The organism is Streptococcus infantis (genome assembly GCF_047460685.1).
In the GTDB taxonomy this organism is placed as follows: Bacteria; Bacillota; Bacilli; order Lactobacillales; family Streptococcaceae; genus Streptococcus; species Streptococcus infantis_AD.
This window is the reverse complement of record NZ_JASHFS010000006.1, coordinates 71109-94780: the sequence shown is the minus strand read 5'-3', so window position 1 is coordinate 94780 and position 23672 is coordinate 71109. Positions and strand designations below refer to the sequence as shown.

Here is a 23672-nt window from a genome sequence, read left to right as displayed (position 1 = left end):
CAATCGACTCTTAATAATAATAATAATAGATTTTAATATGGCACTTCTTGGCCACATTGGCAAGATTTTTCACTAACTCCTCGTTTCTTTTGCTTTTCCCAAAATGAAAAGTAAAAGATTTTCCATCTTTCCTTGTAAAATACAGATGATACCTGTCCCCATTCATTCTTCTCCCTCGAATGTAATCAATATCAATCTGTCTAATTTCAGCTAGAGGCACAATCCTTTTTCTAAAAAGAATAATCGTGTGAATGTATAATCTTCCCTTTGCAATATGAAAAGGATCCAACATACTCCCACCACTTTTTAAGGATGTCTTAACTCTTTGGAAAAAAAGATAGAAATAAAATAGTGCTAAAAAAATTAACAAAAATCTAATGACCTGATTTTTCCAAAGAACTTCAAAAACTGAAATACGATAACTATACATATTAAAATAATTCCTTTTTTCTTTATTATACCACTTTTGTTGAGAGTCTGGGGCTATAGAAAAAGACTGAACAGAGTTCAGACCTTTTCATGAATACTTGATATGATTTCATTATCTAGTCAAATCAAGACGTTTACCGATTTTTCCGATAAGAATAGCACCAACAATCAAGGAAGCGAATTCTCCAATACCAGTAGTGAACCATGTAAAGAAGAATGGCGCTTCTGCTACAATGTTCAATTCAGCAGCAATGGTGATCATTGAAATCGAAAAAAGAATTGAAAAGAAGAAATGATCTTTACGAATCAATCCATTAAAAAGATAGTCTTTTTTATATTTGCTAAACAACCATACGCCTAAACTTAGGAAGACAAGCGTAGAGCCTCCACCAACTGCGACATCGATGATTCCAAAACTGAAGAAATTAGCAATCATACAGCCAAGAGTAACACCGATAATGTACTTAGGATTGTAAAAGGCAAGAAAATTCATCATTTCAGAGATACGAAACTGATAAGCACCGTAACTGATAGCATTAAGGGGTGGTGTGATTGTCAAAACCACATAAATTGCTGCGACAATGGCAATATCTGCCATATCACGGATAGTTAGTTTTTTCATGTTTTCTCCTTTAGCGATTAACCCGCGTAAAATATGCTTGGTGAAAGAAGCTAAGCACCAAGGGTTGAACAAGTCAACCTTTCAAGTATAGCACATTTATCTCCTTTATGCTATACTATTTTTATGAAAACATACATAAAAAAATTCTTCGATAATGAAATCCTCTCCTACTTATTTTTCGGGGTTACAACTACTCTTGTTTCGATCATTGTTCGTATCACGATTTTTTACCTTTGCCAACAAGAATTATGGGCGACTGCTCTGGGAAATATAACTGGAATTTTGTTTGCTTTTTTCACCAACGATACCATTGTTTTTAAACAGAAACGAAAAAATTGGTTCAAGCGTCTGATAAAATTTACGACCGCTAGATTCATAACCTTTCTCTTAGACCTGCTGCTGACCTTTATTTTTGTGACGAGCTTCCCCCATATTATCGGTCAGTTTGTAGGTGATAATCTCAATACCATCAATACAATTGAGACTATTTTTGCACAAGTTACTATCATAGTCCTCAATTACATCTTCAGTAAAGTTTTTGTTTTTAAAAAACACTAAGCATATTTCTTGCATTCAACAGATGATTAAGTTATAATTTAGGTTGTAAACATTTCGAAAGGAAAAAGAAAATGTTAAAAGATCTTAAAGAATTTTTGCTCCGCGGTAATGTTGTAGACCTTGCTGTCGGTGTGATCATCGCTTCTGCTTTTGGTGCTATCGTTACTTCATTTGTTAATGATATCATCACTCCACTCCTATTGAACCCAGCCTTGGAAGCTGCGAAAGTACAAAACATCGCTGAACTTGCATGGAATGGTGTTACATATGGTAAATTCTTGAGTGCTATTATCAACTTCCTTGTTGTAGGTACTGTTCTCTTCTTCGTTATTAAAGCTATGGAAAAAGCTCAAAGCCTTACTAAAAAAGAAGAACCTGCTGAGGAAGCTCCAGCTGGACCAACTGAATTGGAAGTTCTTCAAGAAATTAAAGCTCTTCTTGAAAAAAAATAATCATATAGAGGATTCGGTTCAATACTGAATCCTTTTTTATTCTCCTTTTACTGAGCTTAGAAAAAACTTGAGTTCAGCGCTCTTTTTTGATATAATAATTAAAGTTTCCACCCTTAGTGTAATGGATATCACGTAAGATTCCGGTTCTTGAGATGGGGGTTCGATTCCCTCAGGGTGGATATTTTATAAAGAACTTACCAAAATCTGTAGATAAAGCTGTAAGGATTCAGGCTCCATAATATTTCTAGTGGATAAATTCCCTAAAGATATTATGGAGCCAATTTTATTGTTGAAAAAGGTTTGCTTTTACCTTGGTTTCAGTCTAGATCTTTTTGATAATCGGAAAAGCCTCTGTAAGAACGTCTATCCCAAAATTAATTCCCTGTACTTGGTAGTGATAGATGGGGTCAGGATAAAACTTTTGAACTCTGTTTTTAAGGTGAGTGTCTTTCATTTCAAGTAAAATCCCATCTGATAAATAGGGAATTTCTGGTCCACTAAGTAAATCTTCTTCTAGTAAATTCAGGTTCCACCCCTCATCAATAGATCTGCAGAAAAGAATCTTACCAAAATCAATACAGTATTTTAACTTTTGATTCTTTAAGCTCTCAAGAAAAATTTGCAGATGATTTTCTTGAGAAAGTTGATACCGTAATTCATACCAATCATACTCTATTTCCTCACCAATATGAACCCACTTCATTTTTAACCAACCTCTTCTATCCTTATATCACTCTCTTGATTTTTATAGAGAACTAAGTCAAAAACTAGATTCTTTGCACAAATACGAAAATGAACCAAGTCTTCTTCAGCCAAAACTCCACCCGCCCTATGAATCACTTCTGTAATTAAGCTACTAGTTTCTAGCTTATAAATAGAGTATTCAAGCTCTGACGAACTAGGAATCTGATGAAGAACATCATATAAGTTTCTATCTGTAATTTGGTAAAAATGACAGAAGGGAAATTTCAATCGAATCAGATGTTTCTTTCCCTTCAAAGTCATCGTAGAAATCTCGTAATGACTATTTTCGCTAAAAGCTGCACTAGCTTCATATTCATCCTCTGGTACAGATTTCCAGTCTAGCATAAAATCTTTCCCTCCACTATTTTCAATCATCTCATACGCTTTCTCTCTATAAAAATCTAAAGTAGTTTAAAAAACGCACAGCTACTTGTTATTGATTTACCGTTAAATCCATCCTTTTTCCTTAAATTCAGCAATACGAGCTAAATCCTCATCTGAAGGTTTATTGGAAACAATTTCTTTTGTAATAACCGAATACTCTTTGTTCCATTTTTTAAGAATTGCAATAATAGAATCTGAAATCCTGATATCTCTTTTCGAAATTGACTCTAAATTCCACTCTTGAATTTCAGAAAGTCCCATAACTTTTGTGATTTCGATTTTTGAAGCTGCATATTCTTTTTTCTTTTTAGCAAAGTAACCATTTCCTGCTATAATATTTAACTTCTTTTCAAATGGTAATTTATTGCCTATATGCTCGATTTTCTCTCGGATTTTATGATCTGATTCATCGATAAAATAGTTAGTTTGCCATTTTTGAGGGAAGATATGCTCGATTTCCCATTTACTTGGTAATAATGAATCCTGATGTTTATAAGCAAGTGTTTTAAGCAACATTCTCACCACATTACGGTGAGGATTTTGGATTCCTGCTTCAAGTTGAGCTTGGTCTAGTTCTTTGAAATCAAATTTAGGAATATCTGATACAACAATTGCTGAATTTAATTTCAAAATATCACCCTTAACAGCATTGATAGTTGGAATAAGAATGTATTTTGTCATTAGTTCAGCGAGTAATTTATTTAAGAATCTTGCAAATTTATCCTCAAAGTTTTTATCCTTACGATAACAAATATAATATATAATCACCGGATATTTCCAGAACTCATTAGGATATGAAGTAAGTGTATCTAATGTTTGTTTTATCTTTATATTTGATGACCAACTCTCATCTTCCAGCACTTCACCTTTATTAATTACTTTCCATAATTCGATCATTACGAATAAATTATCTAATAATTCAGATTGATAAAGGCGTTCAAATTTGTTACTCGAATAGTATTTTCTGACACCAGGTGTAGTACTTTTAGTATCTTTTTCCAAAGCCCTAAGATAGAACATATAGTAATAAAATAATTGTTGGATACTTTCGTTAGCTGCTGTAGCTTGTTCATCAAGCTCTTTCCAGCGTTCAATAAATGTTTCCTTATCTTTTCCCTCAAGATGGTTATAAATCTTAGCTTTAAATATATCAGCATCAGATAGCGGTAAACCTCTGTCATTTAAAGTAGAGAAAATAGTCAATGCTGTATCTTGGGTATCGGCAGTTATTGGTAAAAGAATAGCTTGATTTAATAGGGAATAAATGAACTGATAAATCATTAAGGGATTCTCACTTGAATGTTTATCAAGTAACTCCTGAAAATGAATATAATTTCTAGAATAATTATCTTTAGAATCTTTATTTGCTCTTCCAGTTTCGAGAATTTTACGAAGAATTTCATTACCTTCATTATTAACAACACGTGATGTTAGAAGAGTAGTCTTATAATCAACTGTTCCAGTCAGTTTATTAGTTCGCCAGATTGAAGGTTCAATCTTACCAATAAAATTGTTTGCTTCTGGAGTTCGTTCTGATAATGGAGAATTAAATAGCTTTGTGTAAATCGCTCTTAACAATAAAAACAGAGAGGTAATACGTTGCTGACCATCAATAATTTCCTGTTCACCATTATCATTTTCATACGAAACGATACTTCCAAGAAAATACGAACCTTCGCGTTCAGTACCACCATTACTGACGGTAAATTCCCATAAATCTTCAAACAGTGTTTCAACCTGTTCATCCGTCCAAGCATAAGGACGCTGATATTCTGGAATAACAAATGGTTTTGTTCTTCCACTACCAAGTAGTGCCTCAACACTCTGTTTATTAACTTCTATTGTAGTTGGCATCTTAAACCTCCATATTATATTTGCTAAAATACTACATTTTTTTATTGATTATTTTGAACACTATATCAAATTGCTTTAACTAGCAATCCTACAAACTTAAAACGAACTTTGAGTAACTATTGCATATCTTCCATGGCTTCTTTCACATATCCTTCTACATCTTCAATCTCTACAAACGATGGGTCTAAGTGACACAAGAAGTGCCAATCTTCGGCGCCTTTTTTTCTATAGACAATCGCTTCGCCGTCTTCACTTCCGAAAAAGCTTCTGTCAACTTCATACCCATTGCGCTCTAAGAAATCTTTTACCTTGTGATAATTTGCTTCTCTGACTTCTACATAGGCTTTCACTTCATCGTTGTTAATGACATAAGCATCGACTTTTGTAGCTCCTTCAATCACTTTATCGTTTGGTTCGGATAGATTCGAAATTTCTTTCCAAATAATGTCCACATTTTCCTCAAAATTAAACGAAAATCTAGATAAAGGGACAATATTTCCGTTAAAGACAATTTCCATATAATCCGGCAAGTGTTTGGGGTTCACATACTCCACTTGAAACCCATCTTCTGTTTCTAAAGTATATCCAGGAATTTGAGCTACAAAGGCTTTTCCATCTTCTAAAGAGTCAAACACGACTAAATCTTTAGAAAAATCATTTTGGTACAATTCCAATATAACCATTGATAATCCTTTCTAAACTGTCCGTACATTATTTTTTCACCACAGGATACTGACTGGCTAGTCTCCATTATGATATTGAAACTTCTTTCTCCCATCGTCTGAGTACATCTTTTAAAGGCTCATCTAGATATGTATAGGCCTTTTCCTTAATCCAATCAGGAATTCCATAAGCTGCCTCTGCCATACTTCCTGTGATGGCAGCAAGAGTATCACTATCTCCACCGAGTGAAATCGCATTTCTGATAGCATCTTCGAAGTCTGTACTTTCTAGAAAGGCAATGATGGCCTGAGGGACCGTATTCTGGCAAGTTTCATTAAATCGATAATGAGGACGAATTTCATCCAGAGTTTTCGATAGGTCATAGCCATACTCTTCCTCTATGTGCTCCTTGATGAGTCTCTTACATTCTGTAGGATTATCGTTGATTGGTTGCTCATAGTCGCCACTATAGCCTCCAAAGTAATAACGACACATAAAGATAGCATCAGATGTCGCCATAGCTCCCTTGACACCCTCTGGATGGTTATGAGTCACCTCGGCAGAAAGTCGTGCAAGAGCTCTCCTAGACGGCCAGGCTCCTGTTCTGGCACAGAAACTACAATCCATGACCCAAGCACAAGGAGAAACACGCATGGCAGAACCATTTCCAAAACTATTATATGGTTCTCGATCGTCGCCATCAACCCAATTACTAAATCTTGCACCGTAACCTGCGTCTAGATACATCCTACCATATTTCTTCATGGCGTCAATAAAGTTATCCTTCTGACCGCCATTCATAATGGCTTCTGCAACAGCACAGGTCATAACCGTATCGTCTGTGAAAAAACAATCATCACGAAATAATGGAAAATCTTTCGTTTTAATATTGTCCCATTCATAAACAGAACCTACAATGTCTCCAACAATTGCTCCAAGCATAAGATTCCTCCTAATGTCCAATGTCACATCTATAAATATACTAAAAATCTACTCTACTTTTTTTAGATCGTACAAAGAATGATACCGCCTCAACGTGTGTTTGCATCTAGCTTTTACTCCTATAAATTCATTAAAGTTAAATTTGGGGTATTAGAGGAATTGAAATATTCTCTTTCTAATCCTATAGATATACCTATTCTGTTCGAGTTTCAGCTAAATATATTCCCCATTCAGCTAATTCTTCAGGCAAGTCATAAACAGTTTTTCCATTACTTTCATAGATTTCAGAGATTCCTGGTGAGGTCTTAGAAAAAGTTTTCCAAGCAGTCACTAGTTCTTCTACAAATTGAATATTATGAGGTTCAAAAAAGTCATTAAATTTCGATAGTTCTTTACTATAAATTGTCACAACATTATAGCTATCAAGCATGATCTCATCATGACTTTTATGCCCACCAAATCCAAACTTACTTAATCCATCATTAACAAGTAAATCACCGTATCTAATCAACAGTGCTAGGCATTCCTCTCTTGAACAAGCATCAATATAATAAACATCCTTATGGGATTCCTTGATAATATTCTTTGCTATCACTTTTTCTCTATCAATACTGACAGGCAATTCCAAAATGAAAAACAAGGGCTCGTCATGAATCGCAATAAAGTGTTGAAAAACCTCTAATATTTTTTCTGCGTGTACATTCGCCATCAAATAATGTTCAGTTAACTTTGTAAATGATTCAAACAGGTTTTCTACCAAGATAACTCGGTGACCTTTTACTAAATTCAACATTACGCATCCTCCAGAGAATTAAAATAATATCCACATTTATAATCTCATTATATCATTAAAACCCGAAAAAGACTGAAACTTCACAGTCGCAGTCTCTTATAAATCTATCTCAATTCCTTCAAGGAAAGTTATTACAATTTGTCCAGCTTCTGAAATAGATTGATATCATGTCAGACTATAGTATCCAGAAGCCCAACTTGAACTATTACTCTGATTCTTATCCTCTATTCGATTAGAGAAGCTACCTTCACGCTCTTCATTATTCCTTTCGTTCACTTTTAAGAGCAGAGAAACTCACTTAGCGGTTCGAACTTACCGTATCGTTTCGTCGTTTATGCATCGCTCTACGACAGCTATGCCTTACTTAAATGAAATCCACTCTGACTTTGATAGACAGGTTATATGTTCTGTGCGAAGAACACTTTCCAAAGCACATGGAACGTTCTCTTTTGTATGATGATAACGGAACCCACATTTTTCCTGAACTCTCTTTGACTTTGTATTGCCGTCAAAATAACCGCACCACAATTTCTCCAGATTCAAGTCATCAAATCCATGTCTCATTATCTCACGAACTGCTTCTGGTATCAGACCCTTACCCCAATACGGAACTCCAATCCAGTAGCCAATCTCAGCCTCAGTATCAGGAATGCCTTTATCATTTGCAGAGCCAATCATCAATCCTATGCTCCCCACTTTCTTTTAAAACAATAGCGTATGTCTCAGGCGCGGAAAAATAACTTTTTATAATCTCCCTGCTATTTTCAACGCTAATATGTACAGGCCAACCTGCAATCGGACCCACCTCGGGATCACTGGCATATTGAAATAAATCAGTGGCATCTCTTTCTTCCCATGGGCGAAGAATCATTCTTTCCGTTTCTAAAATCATTTTTTCTCCTTAAATTCCAACTGTTTATTAAATCACTTCAGATGAAAGTTTTTATAGTGGAGTGAACTTAGAGTAGTACGCCTTGGATTCTAAAACATTTATTAGACATTGTTTTGACTTTCCTAACCTCTTTGTTCATATCTTATTTCAATTAACTATACTTTTTTACCAGCAAGCATACGCACTCAGAGGTTTGCTGTTTTCGTATGATTTCGTCGTAAACTCCTTACTCTACGACAGCTATTCCCCAGGGAACCTTCTCGACCTTCTGTCTCAATTTGTCGCATGGACTTACTCAAAAGGTTCAGTGAACTTTTGAGGATTAGTTACACTTCTCTAATAAACTTACCGCTTCAGAATATCGTATATGAACTATATATATCAGCATTTGTTTTTATATAAATTTATATCATGATACATCATTTTATAGATTTAATATCTAGTCAAAACCGCAATAATATCTGATTACTCTTTTTTTTCGAATAATATTTTCTTCAACTCCTCTATAGCCTTATCTAATTCTAAATATTTCATCAATTCCTCTGATGTGAGCTTATCCTTAATTTCAAGTAAATTTTTCTTTGCATTAATAAATTGACTAATTTTCCATATTTCCTTCATCGGCCGTATATCAAACCTAAATGCATTTTTATACATGTATTCACCAATATTTGTATAGAATTCAATACTACCTTCTTTATCTCTGCCTAAATGAGTATCATATTCTTTTAATACAGGATCTACAAATCCAACCTCTCCATCATTGGGTTTATCTTTATTTTCCGTTGGCCATTTGCCGAGTTTTTTTCTATTGCATGTGAAACAAGAATATACTAAATTGGAATAATCAAGTTTTCTACTTGAATCTATTCTGTCAGGAACGAAATGATCTGGTTCAAAACCTTTTGTTGTAACCTCTTCAGGTTTTCCACAATAACCGCATATATGTTTAAAGTCTTCTCTCAAATGAGGAACATATTTTTTATAGTCATTTTCTTGATTCACATCAATACTTCTACTAATTTCATTTTCTCCATGTATTCGCATAACTTTTACCTGTTTTCGATTTCCTCTACCAAAACATTTACTCTTCCAAGTATTTCATCAATTTTCTGATTAACCTCGCTACTTAAAAGCTGAATTGGCAAGTCATCTACTTCACCATATGCACGTAATAATTTATATAAATCTATAAACTGTTCTTCTTCTATTGCTGATATAGAACCATTTTTCTTTGCTTTGAGAAGATTCTCATAGTCGATATGATATTTATGTAACCTAGTTTCAAAAACATCAACAGCCTGTTTGATCTTTCTTACAAACTCTTCTATATCATTTGCAGCTAAAACATTTCTATCTTCAATCAAATTTATAATTACTAAATTTTCATTTATTGATTCTTCAGGGTAATTAGTTAATATTAAGCATGGTAAATCAGGGACTTTCAAATTTATATAAGTAATTAATTCCGTCCCCAAAAACTTAAATTTATTATTAAGTTTATAATCTATAATAAAACATTTAATACCGTTAGATAAAAGCCATTCTATTATTTCTGGCATTTCAGTAATGCCGTCTGGATATAGTAATTCAATATTTTTTCTTGCTAAACGTACTTGATAATCCTCATATGAATCTCGATCATCATCAATAAATCCTATTCTATACATGTCAGTCCTCCACTTCTATTTCTTTATTAATTTTATAGTGGCATAGAATCCAGAAGTATATTTCATATTATCGGATAAATCTATACTTCCATTATAGTCAGCAACCGTTCTATTTATAATCCACATACCCATACCAGTGCCAATAGTTTCTCCCATTTCATTTCTTCTATCACTTTCCATAGGTTCTAATATTTTTCTTGGATTATCTTTATAGGCACGAGATAACCCTCGTCCAGAATCGCTGTATTTGATAATAATTTCTTGTTCTAAGTCAGATACTACGATTTTTATACTCTTATTATCTGAAAAACAGGATTCAAAAGAACTTACACTATTAGCAATCAGATTACTAAAAATGCTTTCAATATCATAAGGAAAACATTTTAATTGTATTTCTGAACCTTGAAATTCTAAATCTATTGAAACGTTTTTAAGTGTTTCTTCCCATGACTTTACCGTTTGTGATATCAGAAAGATTAAATCTGTTTTTTTCATAGTTCTTTTATCACGTGTTACAGAACCTATTGTTACCTTGAACCATGAATTTAATGAATCTCTCATTACATTAGCTTCATTTACATATTTTAACCCATCTTGTAAGTTTCTATCTAATTCCAAAGCTTCTTTAGCCATAACAATCTTTCTGCTTAGCTTATGAGTTATATCTTTAATTTCATGGACATAAGTGTTAGTAACTATACCAGTTGTAGCTAATGTTCTTAGCAATCTATTCTCATCTTCTAAGTTTTTAATAACTGTATCTTTATGATCTAAAACGGTTTTAGCTTCTTCTGGATCTATAAAACTTTTAGCAGATTCTGATTTTTGATTGAGTTCACTGCTATCATCTAAAAATTTCTTATCTTCTCTAGCAGCCTTTGCTTCTTCTGCTTTCTTATTAATTTCAGCTTGTATCCTTGCAGCTTCCATTATTTTATCATAGCGAGCATCTAACTTACGAAAGACATATTGCCTATCTTTTTCAAATTCCTGAATCACATTAATTAAAAATTCTTTTAATAATACAAATTCCTTTGTTTCTACAATACCTTCTCTATTAGATTGGTCTGGTAATGTAATATTCATGCGAGAAATAAAAATTGATCCAATTATTTGATCAGTATTAACCCTCCACGCACCTGTTTGATGTGAAGGTGCAGCAGGAGATTTGTTTTTTCTACCAGCTAATAACAGCCAGTCATAATCAGATGTTTTGGGTTCTCCATAAGGTCTCACTCTAAAACTATCTCTATATATTTTTATTCCCCCAAAAATATCCCTCTTATTATTACGATTATTCGACAATTTATAGAAATATTTTTCAGCATCTGTTTTTGAAGAAGTCACTTTTTCAAAATACAAAACTCCGGAAAATTCACCTATTGTATTTTTAAACTGCTCCCCACGTTTTGGTAGCATATGTGCAAAGTTTGTTTCTATACAAATATATTTGCCTTTAAAATACTGTTCATCTTCTGAAGTAAATTCAGCTTGTGTAATTATTTCATCAAATCTATCACCAAAGTCAAATTCATTTCTATGTATCTCAATATAAGTTTTTCCATCTTTCAGAACATTAAATTTAATTTTATAATCATAAGAAAAAGCATTCTCAACATCTAATACATCAGCATCTTCACTTGAGTTTTGTTCATCAAAGAAATATACTTGAAATTCACTTTTCATTTCATATGGTATTAATGTTATTAAATCGTCCTTGATTTTTTTTATAACATTATCATTCCATGAGTCTCTTAAAGAAGTTAACTTAAAAATAGTTCCCGTGTTTTTTAAATTATTTAATATTATATTTTTCACTTCGTAATTAATAACTTCATCAAGAAACCCATCTATTGATACAGTTGGTTCATACAAATCTGCTGTTACATCTGTAATATTATCACTCTTTGAAAAATCCTCCCAATCAACCTTCCAAATTAACTTTCCTTCCACAGAAACAGTAAACATTTCACATGTATCAGATATCCTATCTAAAGCAAACCTTCCAATTCCTTTTGCTCCAGTTTGTATTCGACCTGATTTGCTAATAAATCTATCCTTTTTTGTCGATCTTCCAATAGTCATCCAGTGTTTTATAATGACATCCTTTGTCATACCACAACCATTGTCTGCGATATATAGCGAATTAGTTGTTTTTTCATAATATAAGACACAAATCGTAGCATCCGCATCATATGTGTTTTTAACTAATTCAATTATAGCACCGTTTAATTTTGATACATTTTCCCGTCCTATTAAACGAGCTGTATAAGCATCTACATTGAATGATATCTTCTCCATGGTAATTTCTCTTCCTAATCCAAAGTATATTCAAAATTCATAACATCTCTTGCTGTAATCCTCATTGTTGTTCCACTAGCATTAATCCCTATATCATAAACATAATTTAAAAATTCATCACTTTTCAAAATCTTTTCTGCAATTTCTAATGACAAATCTCCTTTTTGATATATACATATCCCTGAATAAGGTACTTGATTTTTAGTAATGTGATGTATTTTAACTTTTTCTGTTATCAAAGTAGATAACAATAATTTTTCTTGATTAAGATGGTTTAATGCTTGTGATCTTCCAAACTCGAACCATTGTGCATTTTTATCTTTATCACGCTTATTTAATCTTTCACTAAAGGATTTTAAATAGTTGTACACTCCTGGAAATTGTTGTATAAACTCTGATTCTTCAAAGCGCAATATACTATTATTTTCTCCATATGAGTATGGAAAAATCAAAAATTCTTTTCGGGCATACTGCAATGATCTTGGACTAACGGCTTCTCTTAATACCGATTTTTCAATTTTATACCCATTAACCAATATATGTTCATTATATTCTTCATATTTTTTTATTATAAATACTTCATTTAATAACGTAGCAATCGAACACATTGCATTAAAATCATCACCAAATTTTCTTTTTGCCTTTTTTTTAACTACTTCTTTTTTTCTAAAAATCCACTTATTTGTTAAACTATTTTTATGCAATGTTATTTCTCGGTTTTTTACCTTATTTACATATTGAATATCGTTATTGTTCTGTGTGCCATTACAAATAATAATAGCAGAAGAAATTAATTTATTTTCAAAGAGTTTTTCTGTTGTATAATCAATTATTACTGACAAATGAGGTAACATAAAGATACGTAATCTATCTGCAAATCTATTTTTAAAAATGTTGTTAGGTATCAGATAAGCTAATTTACCATCATCAGCTAATAGCTTTATAGACATTTCAATAAAAGCATAATAATAATCTGGTTTCCCATCTGAACACACTATAAAATTCTTTTTAATGAAAGATCTTGTAGTTTTATTTAAATCTGAATATGTTATATACGGAGGGTTTCCTATAATAAAATCGAATTTTTCGATAATAGAACTTTTTAAAAAGTCATTCTGTGCAATATTCCATTTAACACAATCAATATTATATTTTTTCGCAACCCTATTTAAATTATCTATACAATTCACTTTGTGCTTCTCATCTATTTCATTTCCGTATATATCATTTTCCAATCCATAGATTATCCTATCTTTAGAAAAATTTTGTTTCAAGCAGTCAATAATATATCTATCAACAATTTCAACAAGAAAAGCTCCATCACCACAAGAATTTTCTAGAACCTTTTTCCCATATAGCTTTTCTATATACCCAACTTGATTTAATATCTCAACGACAATATTGTGAGGAGTAAACACTTGACATTCAATATTAATACTTTCCATATATTCGCTCTCCTTTTTCATATAATTTTTAACTTGAATTAGCACCTTTTCTATTAAATCATCTTAAAATACCTTAAAGCATCGATGATAGTTTCCTCGTTTTCCGGTATGCATTGTGGAATAAACTATTTCTCTTTTTCCAATTTATTATAATGCTCCCTCAGTACAATACCAAATTTCTTTTTAATCTGTGCAATAAAATGTGTCGAAACCTTTAAATCAAACTTTTTCAATATATATATTCCTTGATTGTTTTACTTTCAGCACTTGTCAAATCGAGCTTATTAAGCTTAATTTCACCATCTATATGCTTATCGACGTCGAGTTTGGACAAAAGTGCCACACACTCAACGTGATGCGTTTGTGGGACTCAAAAGGTTTGGGTGAACCTTTTGAGGATTAACTCCGTTTCACTAACAAACTCACACACTCAACATGTGGTAATATTCTGCTTTTATACTAATAAACAAAAGGCAATGAAAATCATTTTAAAATGATACTGTGGAACGGAAAGATTATCATCACTTCCAAAAGAAACGACATCCATAACTCCACTTAGAATTACAATTGATAATTCTCTAACATTAATCATCTAATTATAAAATCGTTACTTTCAATAATGGATAAGCTGATCTAAAATTTAAAATCCTTTTCTTTACTAATTCTATTACTAGCCAATATAGTATAAATTAAATGACCAATAAAAATGATGATAAAAATAACATAGCAGCCAGTCTTACAACTTACTACTTTTCATATGATAATTTACAAATGTCTTTCCAGCCACTCGATCTTTTTAAAATCCTTATTGTTATTGTGATCATTTCGATATGAGTCTTGAGAAGAAGCTTTGTAAATACTTAGATACTGCTCCAGACTTGGAAGACGAAAAGTGATGCCTTCAATGTGAATAAGCTCTATATCCGACTCCGAAACTCCTGCAAAATCAAGTAAGGAATCGATACTTCCAAATTCAACACTCACTCGATCCTTTTGGAATTCATGCTCATGAATATCTATTAAGACGTAGCCTAAGTCTTTCATCACTTTCATTATCTTGTCCCAGTCATAAATTCTGAGATGATCAGGTGCTTCCCAACCTCTAGGGTCACCAGGCACATGAATGTCAATGTCAGACGGCCCCCAATTTTCTTTCGTTCTAAACTCCAATCCCAAAGAACCCATCAGTGTCGGTGTAATTCCGACTCGATTTAAATGGAAACAAATGGTTTTAAATTCTTCAAATAAGAGACTCATGTTTACTCTAAACCTTTCATCTAAATGTTGGTTATTTCTACTTTATTACCTTGAACAAAATCATTTTCATTTTCTAGAGTATATCCAGTTATTTTAGATACAAATTCTTTTCCTTCTTTTAAGGACCCAAATGCGACTAGATCTTTATAAGACGGATTTTGATACAATTCCAACAAATACAACTCTAGTCCTTCTGATTTTTGAACGATTATCCATATTTCACAAACAAGCTTAAACATTCAGCGGTTCGCTGTTGCCGTATCGTTTCGTCGTAAACTCCTTACTCTACGACAGCTATCCCATGGGCAGAACATCTGCTTCTACTTCGCTGATGCCTCAGCTCGTACAAGCAGTGATACTGCCTCAACATGGTGCGTTTGCGGGAAAAGATCAACCGGCTGGACTTTCTTCAATTCATAGCCCAACTCTTGGTAGAGTTTGATATCACGCGCCATAGTAGCCACATTGCATGAGATATAGGCGATCCGGTCAGCTCCTGTTTGTGCGCTTGCCTTAATAAAGCTATCGGTCAACCCCTTGCGTGGTGGGTCGACTAAGATAGCAGTTGGTTGGATGCCTTCCTTAAGCCAATTCTTCATGGCATTTTCAGCTGTATCGCAGACATAGTGGGCATTGATGATATTGTTTAGAGCAGCATTCTTCTGGCTATTCTCTACTGCTTCTGAGATAACCTCTACGCCGTAAACTTCCTTGACATGCTTAGCGACAGATAAGCCAATAGTCCCAATTCCTGAGTAGGCGTCAATCACCACATCATCTTCTCTTAACTCTGCAAAGTCAATGGCTATTTGATAAAGCTTCTCTGCCATTTCTGTATTGACCTGGTAAAAGGATGGTCCAGAGATTTGGAAATCATTGCCCAACATTTGGTCGGTAATGTAGTCTTGACCATAAAGCGTACGCCATTCTTTCCCGAAAATGGCATTGGTATTTTGGTCATTGATATTTTGCATAACTGATACGATTTCTGGGAACTGCTTAATCAATTGTTCGATCAACTGTTCTACTCGGAAAATTTTAGGACGAGTTGTCACCAAAATAACCATGATTTGACCTGAATGATGGCCACGACGTACAACAAGGTTTCGAATCAGACCAGACTGTTCCTTTTCATCATAGGGGTTTAAGTCATAACGACGAAGCAAATCACGTAAAGCCACAATAACTTGGTCAATGATTGGATCCTGGATGTAAAAATCTTCCAACGGCATCAGGTCATGAGAATTCTTACGGAAGAAACCAGTCTCCAGAACACCATTGACACGACGAACAGGAACCTGAGCCTTGTTACGATACTTTATCGGATTTTCCATGCCAAGAGTATCTGCGACCTCTATATCCATGATTCCAGCAATCTTATATAGGCTGTCTTTTACTTGCTTGGTTTTAAACTTGAGTTGCTCTGGATAAGCTAGATGCCCCAAGTCAGCAATGCCTGAACGTAGGTAATCCAAATCTAAGTCTTGATTACGATGTGGAGATTGTGTAAGATATTCCTCTACCTTACCAAAGCCAATCTTCTTGTTGACTTTAAGGACACGCATAAGGATTTTTTCAGTCGGAAGAGCATTCTCTACAAAAAAGACCAAGCCATCGACCTTGGCAACACCTGCTCCTTCATGGGTCAAATCGACAATCTCAACTTCTACAATATCATTTTTCTTTAACATATTTTTCACTTTCTATGTGCCGAAAAAAAGACGGCAACTGTTCTGTTACCATCTATTATACCATGAATTAACCTAAGCACCAAAACTCTTGAAAAAGTTTACAATTGCTTGCCAAATAGAGCTTAGGATATTTCCACCGTCTTGAATAGCTTTATTGGCATCAAAGTTTAGGTCGATATTACTGAAACTATCTCCTGCTTGCGCCACGATACTTTGTTTCAAATCTTTTAAAGTCTTTGTGAAATCTTCGTTGTTGAGAATGTCACTCTTTGAAAGATTAAAGGCAAAGTTGATGATGACATTGATCTGATTCCCTGTTATAACCTGATCCAGCTTATAATTTTTCAATGTATCTTCAACAATCTTACGAACATCATCTTCAGTAAGCTCACCCTTAGACTCTTTTGCTTTAGCGATAGCAGATTTGATATCGGCAAGGGCTACATTGAGTTTATTGGCATCATAGCCTGATTTGTCCTTGTTTTCATCGTTGATGTCTGACAAGGCTTTTAGTTCTTCCTGAGCTAGGTCTTTGTTTTCTTGAGGAAGTTGAACACCATTAGCTTCTAGTGAATAGTAAATACCTGCTAGGGCACTTTCACCTGTTACAGGGATTGGTGCAGCAACGGTGATACGAGCATGTTCCACACCCAAGGTAACTGCCGCATTACGGTACATGTCTTGGGTCACTTTAGTGATATTTTCAGGGGTTTCAATCTTCACTTCAAGTGGAGATTTTTCACCTAATTTTTGAATTTTGGCAGACGAATAGAGCTGGAGACTAGAGTCATTGGCAACGTTCATAATCTTTGAGTAGACATCTGGTGTCATAGTCTTCAGTTCTTTGGTATCTGTAGAGGCGTTATAGCCGAGTTTTTTTAATGTTTGATTTTTTTGATCTTCAGTGAGAGAAGAACCCAAGACGTACTCAGGTTGAACATAAGTTTCATCAATTACTTTTTGAACATCAGTGGCTGCTTGAGCGCTTTGCAAAGTTGCAACTGCTAAAAGAACTGCAGCACTAGTCAGAAAGAATTTCTTTCGCATGAGACGTTCCTCCTTTTCCTATCTAGGATAGTCTATTAGCCTTAAAGAAAGCTTATAAAAACACCTAGAATTTTCTAAGTGCTTAAAATAGATTAAAAAATTTAATAATATAGAGATTTAGTTGAACCTGTCTAGAGTAATAATAGTTCCCTCCATCTACATAAAGTTCTCCACCTTGAAAGATGGAAATTGGATTGACATATCGATAGGTTTTTCCAGTTGTATTTCCTAAAATCGGAGCAACGGTATCTCTTGAGTATTGTTTAGCTAGGGCAAGGGTATTTTCTTTCCCATTTTGGGCGATAAAATCAATATATGCAGGCCCAAAGTTATAGGCCTGTACAGCAGTCCAAGCATCTACACCCTTTTCTTGTGCTAAATAAAGATTCTCTGTCAAGGTTTGAATTCCCTGACGAATACTGCTCCTATTGTCAGAAATCGTATTTGTAGTACCGCTGGCAGACTCACTAGACTGCATCACGTCACTTTCTTTACCTTTGGTTTCGGTATAAATCATGGCCAAGACTAGTTCTTCATTTGCTGGCGTATCTTGCTCACTTAAAACTTCTCGTACCAAGGATTGATAAGTCATGACCTGCTTCACATCCCGATACATATGAAAAAGTTTATAACCAGTAAATAAGATAAGAACAAGCACCAAGACCCTTCTTATAAATTTAAACATTATTTGCTTTGTATATCCTCGATGTTTTTGATTAAGATAGAGTAGGTACCATTGTCATTTTGGATAAATTCGACCGACTCAGCATCTTGGTAAATATTATTAGGTACGATTAACTCAATCCCATTTGACAGAGAAAGCTTTTGGTTTTCAAATTTCTTTAATTGACGACTAGCATCGATTTCATCAAATTGAACTGGCTCTGGCACTGCTTCCTTGACTTGGTCAATAAAGCTAAGACGTGCAGTGAGATTGTTGTCAAAAAGGTCATTAGCCAATTTTTCAGGAGACAATTCATTGCTTTCTTCAAGATTGTTAAAAATAGCAGACTTGACCTTAGATTGAAATTGAAAATCATCTGTATTAAATGTTTCAGCAATTCTCTGAGCCGTTTTTTCCAATTCCTTGATTGACTTTTTAGGTGAAATCTTTGGCTGAGCCTGAATCAAATTCTCAGAAAAATAGTTCAAAAAAGTCCCGTTATACTTGATTCGTTTTTCAATCAGGTGATATTTTCGGCTTTGAAGATTGACCACCAAGGCCTCATCTGCGCCTGTACCAAATCCTGGAAGATTGTTTTGAGTCAGCTTGATTGGATTATCAACCTCTCCACCAAGGTGGGTCAAGGTCTCACGCAAGGCAATACGTAGAAATGCAAAATGCTCTACTCCTTCTTTAGAAAACTGAACAAAAATCAAGTCATTGGTCTTGAGATTTTCAGAAATACTGAACTCCTCTTTCCAGAGATTTGCCAGTGTCACCGATGTCTCCAACAAATCATCTGTAATATGATTGAAGAAGGGATTTTCTTCTTCGAAAATCCCAGTCTTGGCTTCATCTGAATACACACGTTCGATTTTCTTACGTAAGTATTCTTCGATTTTTGGAGTGATATTGAGAAATTTATCCACTAGAAACAACTCTGTGTCATCCGGGCTGAACTGATGGATAATAGCTTTCTTAATATAAATGTCCATAAAAATTTTAGTCCTCGTATAATGGGAAGGCATCTGTCAAGGTTTTGACTTCGCTTCTTACTTCATCTAAAATAGTTTCATTTTCTGCATTCTTAAGAGTTTTAATGATAAGTTCAGCCACTTTACGACTTTCTTCTTCACCAAAACCACGTGCAGTTGTTGCTGCTGCACCGATACGAATACCACTTGTCTTAAATGGTGACAAAGTTTCGTATGGAATTGAGTTTTTATTTAGGGTAATATTGACCTCATCTAGCAAGTTTTGAGCAACTTTTCCGTTTTCTACAACCTTAGTTACATCAACTAGAAAGAGGTGATTTTCAGTACCACCAGAGATAATACGGAAATCAGGGTCTTGCAAGAAGACTTCTGCCATAGCCTTGCTGTTCTTAATAACATTTGCTGCATATTCCTTGAATGCTGGGTCCAATACCTCTTTGAAGGCAACAGCCTTAGCAGCAACAACATGCTCTAATGGCCCACCTTGGATACCTGGGAAAATAGCAGAATTAATCTTCTTGGCAAGATCTTCGTCATTAGTTAAAATCAAACCACCACGTGGTCCACGAAGGGTTTTGTGGGTCGTTGTTGTTGTAATATGTGCATAAGGGACTGGACTTGGATGAAGACCTGCAGCAACCAAGCCAGCAATGTGCGCCATATCGACCATAAGTTTAGCACCAACAGCATCTGCAATTTCACGGAATTTTGAAAAATCAATAATTTGAGAATAAGCTGAAGCTCCTGCTACGATTAATTTGGGTTTCACTTCTTGTGCTTGTTTCAAGATAGCATCAAAGTCCAAGAGTTCAGTCTCAGGATCAACATTATAAGAAACAAAATTGTAGGTTTGACCAGAGAAGCTTACAGGAGCTCCGTGGGTCAAGTGACCACCTGCTGCTAAATCCATCCCCATGACCGTATCACCTGGCTCAATCAAAGCCATGTAAGCTGCACAGTTGGCTTGACTTCCTGAGTGAGGTTGGACATTGGCAAACTTGGCACCAAAGATTTCTTTTGCACGTTCAATAGCTAGACTTTCAACGATATCTACTACATCAGTACCACCGTAATAACGACGTCCTGGGTAACCTTCGGCGTATTTATTGGTCAAGATAGACCCTTGAGCTGCCATAACAGCCTTAGAAACAACATTTTCAGAGGCAATTAACTCGATGTTGTTTTGTTGGCGTTCTTCTTCTTTGGCAATAGCATTCCAAAGATCTGCATCATAAGCTTTAAAATCATCTTTGTCAAAAATCATAGGTCTTCTCCTTTATAGTGTGACAGGTCTTTAGTTTGTTTCTACAACAAGAATATAAAATCCAAACTAAAAAATGCGAATAAACCGTTTCTGCACTTTATCACAGGTATAACCAACTTTTTCATAGAAAGCATGCGCACCTAAACGATGGTCTGCAGAATTTAAGCGAATAAAGTTATAGCCTCGTTTTTTTGCTTCTTGTTCCAATCCTTGGAGCAAAGTTTTTCCGATACCCTGACCCTGTGTTTGAGGCAAAACAGCTAAAGCTAGGATATTAAAACCTGGTTTTGAATAAAGGGATTCATAAACCTCAGCATGAACATAACCAACTAAGTCATGGCTGGTTGGTTCCTCAAACCCCAGTAGGTAGTGATGAGAGTCTTGAGATAACTTATCTAGTTGACTAGACGTTTCCTCTAAACTAAACGAATAGTCTAAAGCTTCTTTGTTAATCTCACAAATAGCTGCAACATCTCTTGTTTTCAAATCACGTAGCATATCATACCTCCTCAAAAGGAATTGTTGGTATCTTGGCAAGGATATCTTCTCGAGTAATCGCTCCTTGACGTAGAATCTTTACCTTGTCACCAGATAGGTCTAAAATAGTCGAATCCTGACCTGTTAAAAATGCATCGTCTTCAAGTCCCAAGACCTCTTGGTCAAAATCATGAAGGATCTTTCGAAAAGTAACTCCACTTGATTGACCTGAGATATTGGCAGAAGGTCCGATTAAGGGGCCAAATTCACGAATCAAGTCCAGAGTTACAGGATGACTCGGCATGCGAAATCCAACTGTCGTCAAGTCTGAATTGACCCAGTAAGGAACCTTGTCATTAGCTTCTAAGATAATGGTCAAAGGGCCTGGCAAAAAACTTTCAACCAGTTTATTGAGATAAGGTGGCTGATTCTTAGAAAAGTTCAAGATATCGTCTAAACTTGCGACATTGAGATTGAGCGCCTTGTCTCTAGGACGACGTTTGAGCTGGTAAACATGGTCAACTGCCTTTTTATCCAAAGCTTTTGCAAAGAGACCATAAACTGTTTCTGTCGGCAAAACTACAGCTCCACCATTTTCAAGCTCTTTCTTAATTTTCTCCATCATCAACAACAACCATCCTATCTTGGCCAAATTGGTCTTTCAGAGTACGAACTCGTTTCTCTGGAAGATTTTCCATAAAGAGAGCGGGCACACTTTTTCCTTGTTTGTAGCCAATTTCAAGATAAATCTTACCACCATCATTTAGAAAGTCCTTTGATTCTTCCGCAATTCTGCGATAGATCGCTAGACCATCCTCATCTGCAAAGAGGGCTAAATGTGGCTCTGAATGGAGAACATTCAAACCTACTTCTGCCTCATCTACTCGAGATATGTAAGGTGGATTGGATACAATTATATCATATTTTGAAGAAATTTCGGAAAAACAGTCAGATTTAATAAAGGATAATGTTAGACCTTGATTATTAGCGTTTTCCATCGCCAAATCCAAAGCATCTTGAGAAATATCGGCAGCTGTGATTGTCCAATCAGGTCTATTTTTAGCTAAGGCAAGAGCGATAGCACCACTCCCTGTTCCAATATCCAGAACTTTAAGATTTTCCTTTGGATTCTCAGCCAGGGTGAGCTCCACTAGTTCTTCTGTCTCTGGACGGGGAATCAAGACCCGCTCATCTACTTTTAACTGCATTCCAAAGAATTCAGCATGACCGATAATATACTGGGCAGGTATATGATTTGCCAATTTCCTATAAATGTCCTCTACAAACTGTCTTTCTTTCTCTGAAATTTCTTGCTGAAGAGCAAAGACAAAGTCTGTAAAAGATAGATTTTTCAGGCCACGATATACAAAGGAGAGGCTTTCAGCTTCCTCTCCTTGTGCTATCAACTTTTCCTCAAAATCCTTAAAAATTTGAGCTAATTTCATTATTTGTTTAATTCTTCTAATTTTTGAGTTTGGTCGTAAAGAACCAAGGCATCCACAACTTCATCGAGTTTACCAGACAAGATAGTATCAAGTTTTTGAAGAGTCAAGCCGATACGGTGGTCTGTCACACGGTTTTGTGGGAAGTTATAAGTACGGATACGTTCTGAACGGTCACCAGTACCGATAGTAGACTTACGCTCTGCGTCCTGCTCGTCTTGAGCAATTTGAGCAAAGTGGTCAGCAACACGCGCACGAATAATCTTCATAGCCTTCTCACGGTTCTTTTGCTGGGTACGTTCTTCCTGCATTTCAACCTTGATATTGGTTGGCAAGTGAACGATACGGACGGCTGTCGCAACTTTGTTGACGTTCTGTCCACCAGCACCTGACGCGTGGTAGATATCCACACGAAGGTCTTTTGGATCAATATCGTACTCTACTTCTTCCACTTCAGGCATAACAAGAACTGTTGCTGTAGAGGTATGAACACGCCCTTGGCTTTCTGTCACAGGGACACGCTGTACACGGTGGGCTCCAGACTCATACTTGAGTTTAGAGTAAACTGACTGACCAGAAACCATGGCAACCACTTCTTTAAAACCACCAACACCATTCATAGATGCTTCCATGACTTCAAAGCGCCAACCTTGGGCTTCAGCATACTTTTGATACATGGTTAGCAAATCACCAGCAAAGAGGGCGGCTTCATCTCCACCAGCAGCTCCACGGATTTCTAGGATAATGTTCTTATCATCGTTTGGATCTTTTGGAAGAAGCAAGATTTTCAGTTTTTCTTCGTATTCTTCTTTTTCAGCCTTAGCATCTTTCAATTCTTGCTTGGCCATTTCTTCCAAGTCAGCATCTCCGCCTGATTCTTTAATCATCTCTTCGGCATCAATGATATTTTGAAGGACTTGTTTGTATTCGCGGTAGGCAGTTACAGTATCGCGAGTAGAAGCTTCCTCTTTTGAAAGCTCCATAAAACGCTTGGTATCAGAGACCACATCCGGGTCACTGAGCAATTCTCCCAATTCTTCATAACGGTCTTCTACAGCTTGTAGTTGATCATAGATGCTCATTTTT

The 23672-nt window shown here is 35.2% G+C and carries 24 protein-coding genes, 1 tRNA gene, 3 pseudogenes and 1 riboswitch; of the genes and pseudogenes, 3 read left to right on the top strand and 25 right to left on the bottom strand.

The genetic code is table 11. From position 1 onward, the window contains the following. Nucleotides 1–10: 10 nt before the first annotated feature. Nucleotides 11–430, bottom strand: coding sequence for a hypothetical protein (locus QM917_RS04165; protein ID WP_414284975.1), 420 nt, complete (start codon nucleotides 428–430; stop codon nucleotides 11–13). 111 nt (nucleotides 431–541) lie between these two features. After that, on the bottom strand, nucleotides 542–1051 hold the full coding sequence (locus tag QM917_RS04160; protein WP_414284974.1) for a QueT transporter family protein: 510 nt from the start codon (nucleotides 1049–1051) through the stop codon (nucleotides 542–544). Further along, a riboswitch (PreQ1 riboswitch) is annotated at nucleotides 1049–1146 on the bottom strand. It overlaps the preceding gene by 3 nt. Before the next feature lie 28 nt (nucleotides 1147–1174). On the opposite strand from QM917_RS04160, the gene QM917_RS04155 reads away from it, so the two are divergent. From QM917_RS04155 to QM917_RS04145, 3 genes are all read left to right on the top strand, one after another. Then, entirely contained in the window at nucleotides 1175–1609 is a 435-nt protein-coding gene (locus QM917_RS04155; RefSeq protein WP_414284972.1) for a GtrA family protein, read from the top strand. 71 nt (nucleotides 1610–1680) lie between these two features. Then, nucleotides 1681–2061 (top strand): large conductance mechanosensitive channel protein MscL, encoded by a 381-nt coding sequence (gene mscL, locus QM917_RS04150; RefSeq protein ID WP_414284970.1) that lies wholly within the window; start codon nucleotides 1681–1683, stop codon nucleotides 2059–2061. Nucleotides 2062–2168: 107 nt separating this feature from the next. Next, nucleotides 2169–2240: transfer RNA gene (locus tag QM917_RS04145), tRNA-Arg, on the top strand. Between the two features lie 143 nt (nucleotides 2241–2383). On the opposite strand, the gene QM917_RS04140 is transcribed toward QM917_RS04145, so the two are convergent. The 23 genes and pseudogenes from QM917_RS04140 to prfA form a co-directional block, all read right to left on the bottom strand. Beyond that, complete coding sequence (locus QM917_RS04140; protein ID WP_153225506.1) at nucleotides 2384–2764, bottom strand: hypothetical protein; 381 nt, start codon at nucleotides 2762–2764, stop codon at nucleotides 2384–2386. Nucleotides 2765–2766: 2 nt separating this feature from the next. After that, nucleotides 2767–3180: a hypothetical protein gene (locus QM917_RS04135; protein ID WP_414284968.1), complete on the bottom strand. Its 414-nt coding sequence runs from the start codon at nucleotides 3178–3180 to the stop codon at nucleotides 2767–2769. A gap of 72 nt (nucleotides 3181–3252) precedes the next feature. Continuing rightward, on the bottom strand, nucleotides 3253–5043 hold the full coding sequence (locus QM917_RS04130) for a DUF262 domain-containing protein (RefSeq protein WP_414273633.1): 1791 nt from the start codon (nucleotides 5041–5043) through the stop codon (nucleotides 3253–3255). Nucleotides 5044–5159: 116 nt separating this feature from the next. Next, on the bottom strand, nucleotides 5160–5726 hold the full coding sequence (locus QM917_RS04125) for a hypothetical protein (RefSeq protein WP_414284967.1): 567 nt from the start codon (nucleotides 5724–5726) through the stop codon (nucleotides 5160–5162). 67 nt (nucleotides 5727–5793) lie between these two features. After that, nucleotides 5794–6648 (bottom strand): ADP-ribosylglycohydrolase family protein, encoded by an 855-nt coding sequence (locus QM917_RS04120; RefSeq protein WP_414284965.1) that lies wholly within the window; start codon nucleotides 6646–6648, stop codon nucleotides 5794–5796. A gap of 193 nt (nucleotides 6649–6841) precedes the next feature. Continuing rightward, on the bottom strand, nucleotides 6842–7441 hold the full coding sequence (locus QM917_RS04115) for a hypothetical protein (protein WP_414284963.1): 600 nt from the start codon (nucleotides 7439–7441) through the stop codon (nucleotides 6842–6844). A gap of 360 nt (nucleotides 7442–7801) precedes the next feature. After that, nucleotides 7802–8333, bottom strand: a pseudogene (locus tag QM917_RS04110) (GNAT family N-acetyltransferase). A gap of 465 nt (nucleotides 8334–8798) precedes the next feature. Then, nucleotides 8799–9380, bottom strand: a complete 582-nt coding sequence (locus QM917_RS04105) for an HNH endonuclease (RefSeq protein ID WP_414284961.1) — start codon at nucleotides 9378–9380, stop codon at nucleotides 8799–8801. 5 nt (nucleotides 9381–9385) lie between these two features. Beyond that, nucleotides 9386–10003 carry a hypothetical protein gene (locus tag QM917_RS04100; protein WP_281334860.1) on the bottom strand — a complete coding sequence of 206 codons (618 nt, stop codon included), beginning with the start codon at nucleotides 10001–10003 and terminating at the stop codon, nucleotides 9386–9388. Nucleotides 10004–10018: 15 nt separating this feature from the next. After that, nucleotides 10019–12304 (bottom strand): ATP-binding protein, encoded by a 2286-nt coding sequence (locus tag QM917_RS04095; protein ID WP_414284959.1) that lies wholly within the window; start codon nucleotides 12302–12304, stop codon nucleotides 10019–10021. Nucleotides 12305–12318: 14 nt separating this feature from the next. Beyond that, nucleotides 12319–13749, bottom strand: a complete 1431-nt coding sequence (locus QM917_RS04090) for an Eco57I restriction-modification methylase domain-containing protein (RefSeq protein WP_414284957.1) — start codon at nucleotides 13747–13749, stop codon at nucleotides 12319–12321. A 53-nt stretch (nucleotides 13750–13802) separates the two neighbouring features. Further along, nucleotides 13803–14116 (bottom strand): annotated as a pseudogene (locus QM917_RS04085) (23S rRNA (uracil-5-)-methyltransferase RumA); the annotation flags it as partial. 398 nt (nucleotides 14117–14514) lie between these two features. Then, nucleotides 14515–15006: a nucleotidyltransferase gene (locus tag QM917_RS04080; protein ID WP_049494988.1), complete on the bottom strand. Its 492-nt coding sequence runs from the start codon at nucleotides 15004–15006 to the stop codon at nucleotides 14515–14517. Nucleotides 15007–15026: 20 nt separating this feature from the next. Further along, nucleotides 15027–15245, bottom strand: a complete 219-nt coding sequence (locus tag QM917_RS04075) for a hypothetical protein (protein WP_414284955.1) — start codon at nucleotides 15243–15245, stop codon at nucleotides 15027–15029. A gap of 96 nt (nucleotides 15246–15341) precedes the next feature. Continuing rightward, nucleotides 15342–16697: pseudogene (rlmD, locus tag QM917_RS04070) on the bottom strand (23S rRNA (uracil(1939)-C(5))-methyltransferase RlmD); the annotation flags it as partial. Between the two features lie 72 nt (nucleotides 16698–16769). After that, on the bottom strand, nucleotides 16770–17744 hold the full coding sequence (locus tag QM917_RS04065; protein WP_414284953.1) for a DUF1002 domain-containing protein: 975 nt from the start codon (nucleotides 17742–17744) through the stop codon (nucleotides 16770–16772). Nucleotides 17745–17826: 82 nt separating this feature from the next. Next, the gene (locus QM917_RS04060) at nucleotides 17827–18429 is read right to left on the bottom strand and encodes a lysozyme family protein (RefSeq protein WP_075231768.1); all 603 of its coding nucleotides are present in this window, start codon (nucleotides 18427–18429) and stop codon (nucleotides 17827–17829) included. Continuing rightward, on the bottom strand, nucleotides 18429–19403 hold the full coding sequence (locus tag QM917_RS04055; RefSeq protein WP_315639065.1) for a nucleoid-associated protein: 975 nt from the start codon (nucleotides 19401–19403) through the stop codon (nucleotides 18429–18431). Before QM917_RS04055 ends, QM917_RS04060 begins: the two co-directional genes overlap by 1 nt. A 7-nt stretch (nucleotides 19404–19410) precedes the next feature. Next, nucleotides 19411–20667 carry a serine hydroxymethyltransferase gene (gene glyA, locus QM917_RS04050; protein ID WP_414284950.1) on the bottom strand — a complete coding sequence of 419 codons (1257 nt, stop codon included), beginning with the start codon at nucleotides 20665–20667 and terminating at the stop codon, nucleotides 19411–19413. A 66-nt stretch (nucleotides 20668–20733) separates the two neighbouring features. Further along, nucleotides 20734–21165 carry a GNAT family N-acetyltransferase gene (locus QM917_RS04045; RefSeq protein WP_414284948.1) on the bottom strand — a complete coding sequence of 144 codons (432 nt, stop codon included), beginning with the start codon at nucleotides 21163–21165 and terminating at the stop codon, nucleotides 20734–20736. Between the two features lies 1 nt (nucleotide 21166). After that, nucleotides 21167–21769 (bottom strand): L-threonylcarbamoyladenylate synthase, encoded by a 603-nt coding sequence (locus QM917_RS04040; RefSeq protein ID WP_414284947.1) that lies wholly within the window; start codon nucleotides 21767–21769, stop codon nucleotides 21167–21169. Next, nucleotides 21753–22589 carry a peptide chain release factor N(5)-glutamine methyltransferase gene (gene prmC, locus QM917_RS04035; RefSeq protein WP_414273624.1) on the bottom strand — a complete coding sequence of 279 codons (837 nt, stop codon included), beginning with the start codon at nucleotides 22587–22589 and terminating at the stop codon, nucleotides 21753–21755. The genes QM917_RS04040 and prmC overlap by 17 nt, the downstream gene beginning before the upstream one ends. Beyond that, entirely contained in the window at nucleotides 22589–23668 is a 1080-nt protein-coding gene (prfA, locus tag QM917_RS04030) for a peptide chain release factor 1 (RefSeq protein ID WP_414284946.1), read from the bottom strand. Before prfA ends, prmC begins: the two co-directional genes overlap by 1 nt. Between the last annotated feature and the right edge of the window lie 4 nt (nucleotides 23669–23672).

Bases quoted from the DNA above. Each gene is read 5' to 3' on its own strand.
- QM917_RS04095 (WP_414284959.1), bottom strand. From the start codon at position 12,304: ATGGAGAAGATATCATTCAATGTAGATGCTTATACAGCTCGTTTAATA.
- QM917_RS04135 (WP_414284968.1), bottom strand. From the start codon at position 3,180: ATGATTGAAAATAGTGGAGGGAAAGATTTTATGCTAGACTGGAAATCT.
- QM917_RS04055 (WP_315639065.1), bottom strand. From the start codon at position 19,403: ATGGACATTTATATTAAGAAAGCTATTATCCATCAGTTCAGCCCGGAT.
- QM917_RS04155 (WP_414284972.1), top strand. From the start codon at position 1,175: ATGAAAACATACATAAAAAAATTCTTCGATAATGAAATCCTCTCCTAC.
- QM917_RS04080 (WP_049494988.1), bottom strand. From the start codon at position 15,006: ATGAGTCTCTTATTTGAAGAATTTAAAACCATTTGTTTCCATTTAAAT.
- glyA (WP_414284950.1), bottom strand. From the start codon at position 20,667: ATGATTTTTGACAAAGATGATTTTAAAGCTTATGATGCAGATCTTTGG.
- QM917_RS04160 (WP_414284974.1), bottom strand. From the start codon at position 1,051: ATGAAAAAACTAACTATCCGTGATATGGCAGATATTGCCATTGTCGCA.
- prmC (WP_414273624.1), bottom strand. From the start codon at position 22,589: ATGAAATTAGCTCAAATTTTTAAGGATTTTGAGGAAAAGTTGATAGCA.
- QM917_RS04120 (WP_414284965.1), bottom strand. From the start codon at position 6,648: ATGCTTGGAGCAATTGTTGGAGACATTGTAGGTTCTGTTTATGAATGG.
- QM917_RS04105 (WP_414284961.1), bottom strand. From the start codon at position 9,380: ATGCGAATACATGGAGAAAATGAAATTAGTAGAAGTATTGATGTGAAT.
- QM917_RS04115 (WP_414284963.1), bottom strand. From the start codon at position 7,441: ATGTTGAATTTAGTAAAAGGTCACCGAGTTATCTTGGTAGAAAACCTG.
- QM917_RS04045 (WP_414284948.1), bottom strand. From the start codon at position 21,165: ATGCTACGTGATTTGAAAACAAGAGATGTTGCAGCTATTTGTGAGATT.
- QM917_RS04090 (WP_414284957.1), bottom strand. From the start codon at position 13,749: ATGGAAAGTATTAATATTGAATGTCAAGTGTTTACTCCTCACAATATT.
- QM917_RS04165 (WP_414284975.1), bottom strand. From the start codon at position 430: ATGTATAGTTATCGTATTTCAGTTTTTGAAGTTCTTTGGAAAAATCAG.
- QM917_RS04125 (WP_414284967.1), bottom strand. From the start codon at position 5,726: ATGGTTATATTGGAATTGTACCAAAATGATTTTTCTAAAGATTTAGTC.
- QM917_RS04100 (WP_281334860.1), bottom strand. From the start codon at position 10,003: ATGTATAGAATAGGATTTATTGATGATGATCGAGATTCATATGAGGAT.
- mscL (WP_414284970.1), top strand. From the start codon at position 1,681: ATGTTAAAAGATCTTAAAGAATTTTTGCTCCGCGGTAATGTTGTAGAC.
- prfA (WP_414284946.1), bottom strand. From the start codon at position 23,668: ATGAGCATCTATGATCAACTACAAGCTGTAGAAGACCGTTATGAAGAA.
- QM917_RS04040 (WP_414284947.1), bottom strand. From the start codon at position 21,769: ATGATGGAGAAAATTAAGAAAGAGCTTGAAAATGGTGGAGCTGTAGTT.
- QM917_RS04060 (WP_075231768.1), bottom strand. From the start codon at position 18,429: ATGTTTAAATTTATAAGAAGGGTCTTGGTGCTTGTTCTTATCTTATTT.
- QM917_RS04130 (WP_414273633.1), bottom strand. From the start codon at position 5,043: ATGCCAACTACAATAGAAGTTAATAAACAGAGTGTTGAGGCACTACTT.
- QM917_RS04075 (WP_414284955.1), bottom strand. From the start codon at position 15,245: ATGTTTAAGCTTGTTTGTGAAATATGGATAATCGTTCAAAAATCAGAA.
- QM917_RS04065 (WP_414284953.1), bottom strand. From the start codon at position 17,744: ATGCGAAAGAAATTCTTTCTGACTAGTGCTGCAGTTCTTTTAGCAGTT.
- QM917_RS04140 (WP_153225506.1), bottom strand. From the start codon at position 2,764: ATGAAGTGGGTTCATATTGGTGAGGAAATAGAGTATGATTGGTATGAA.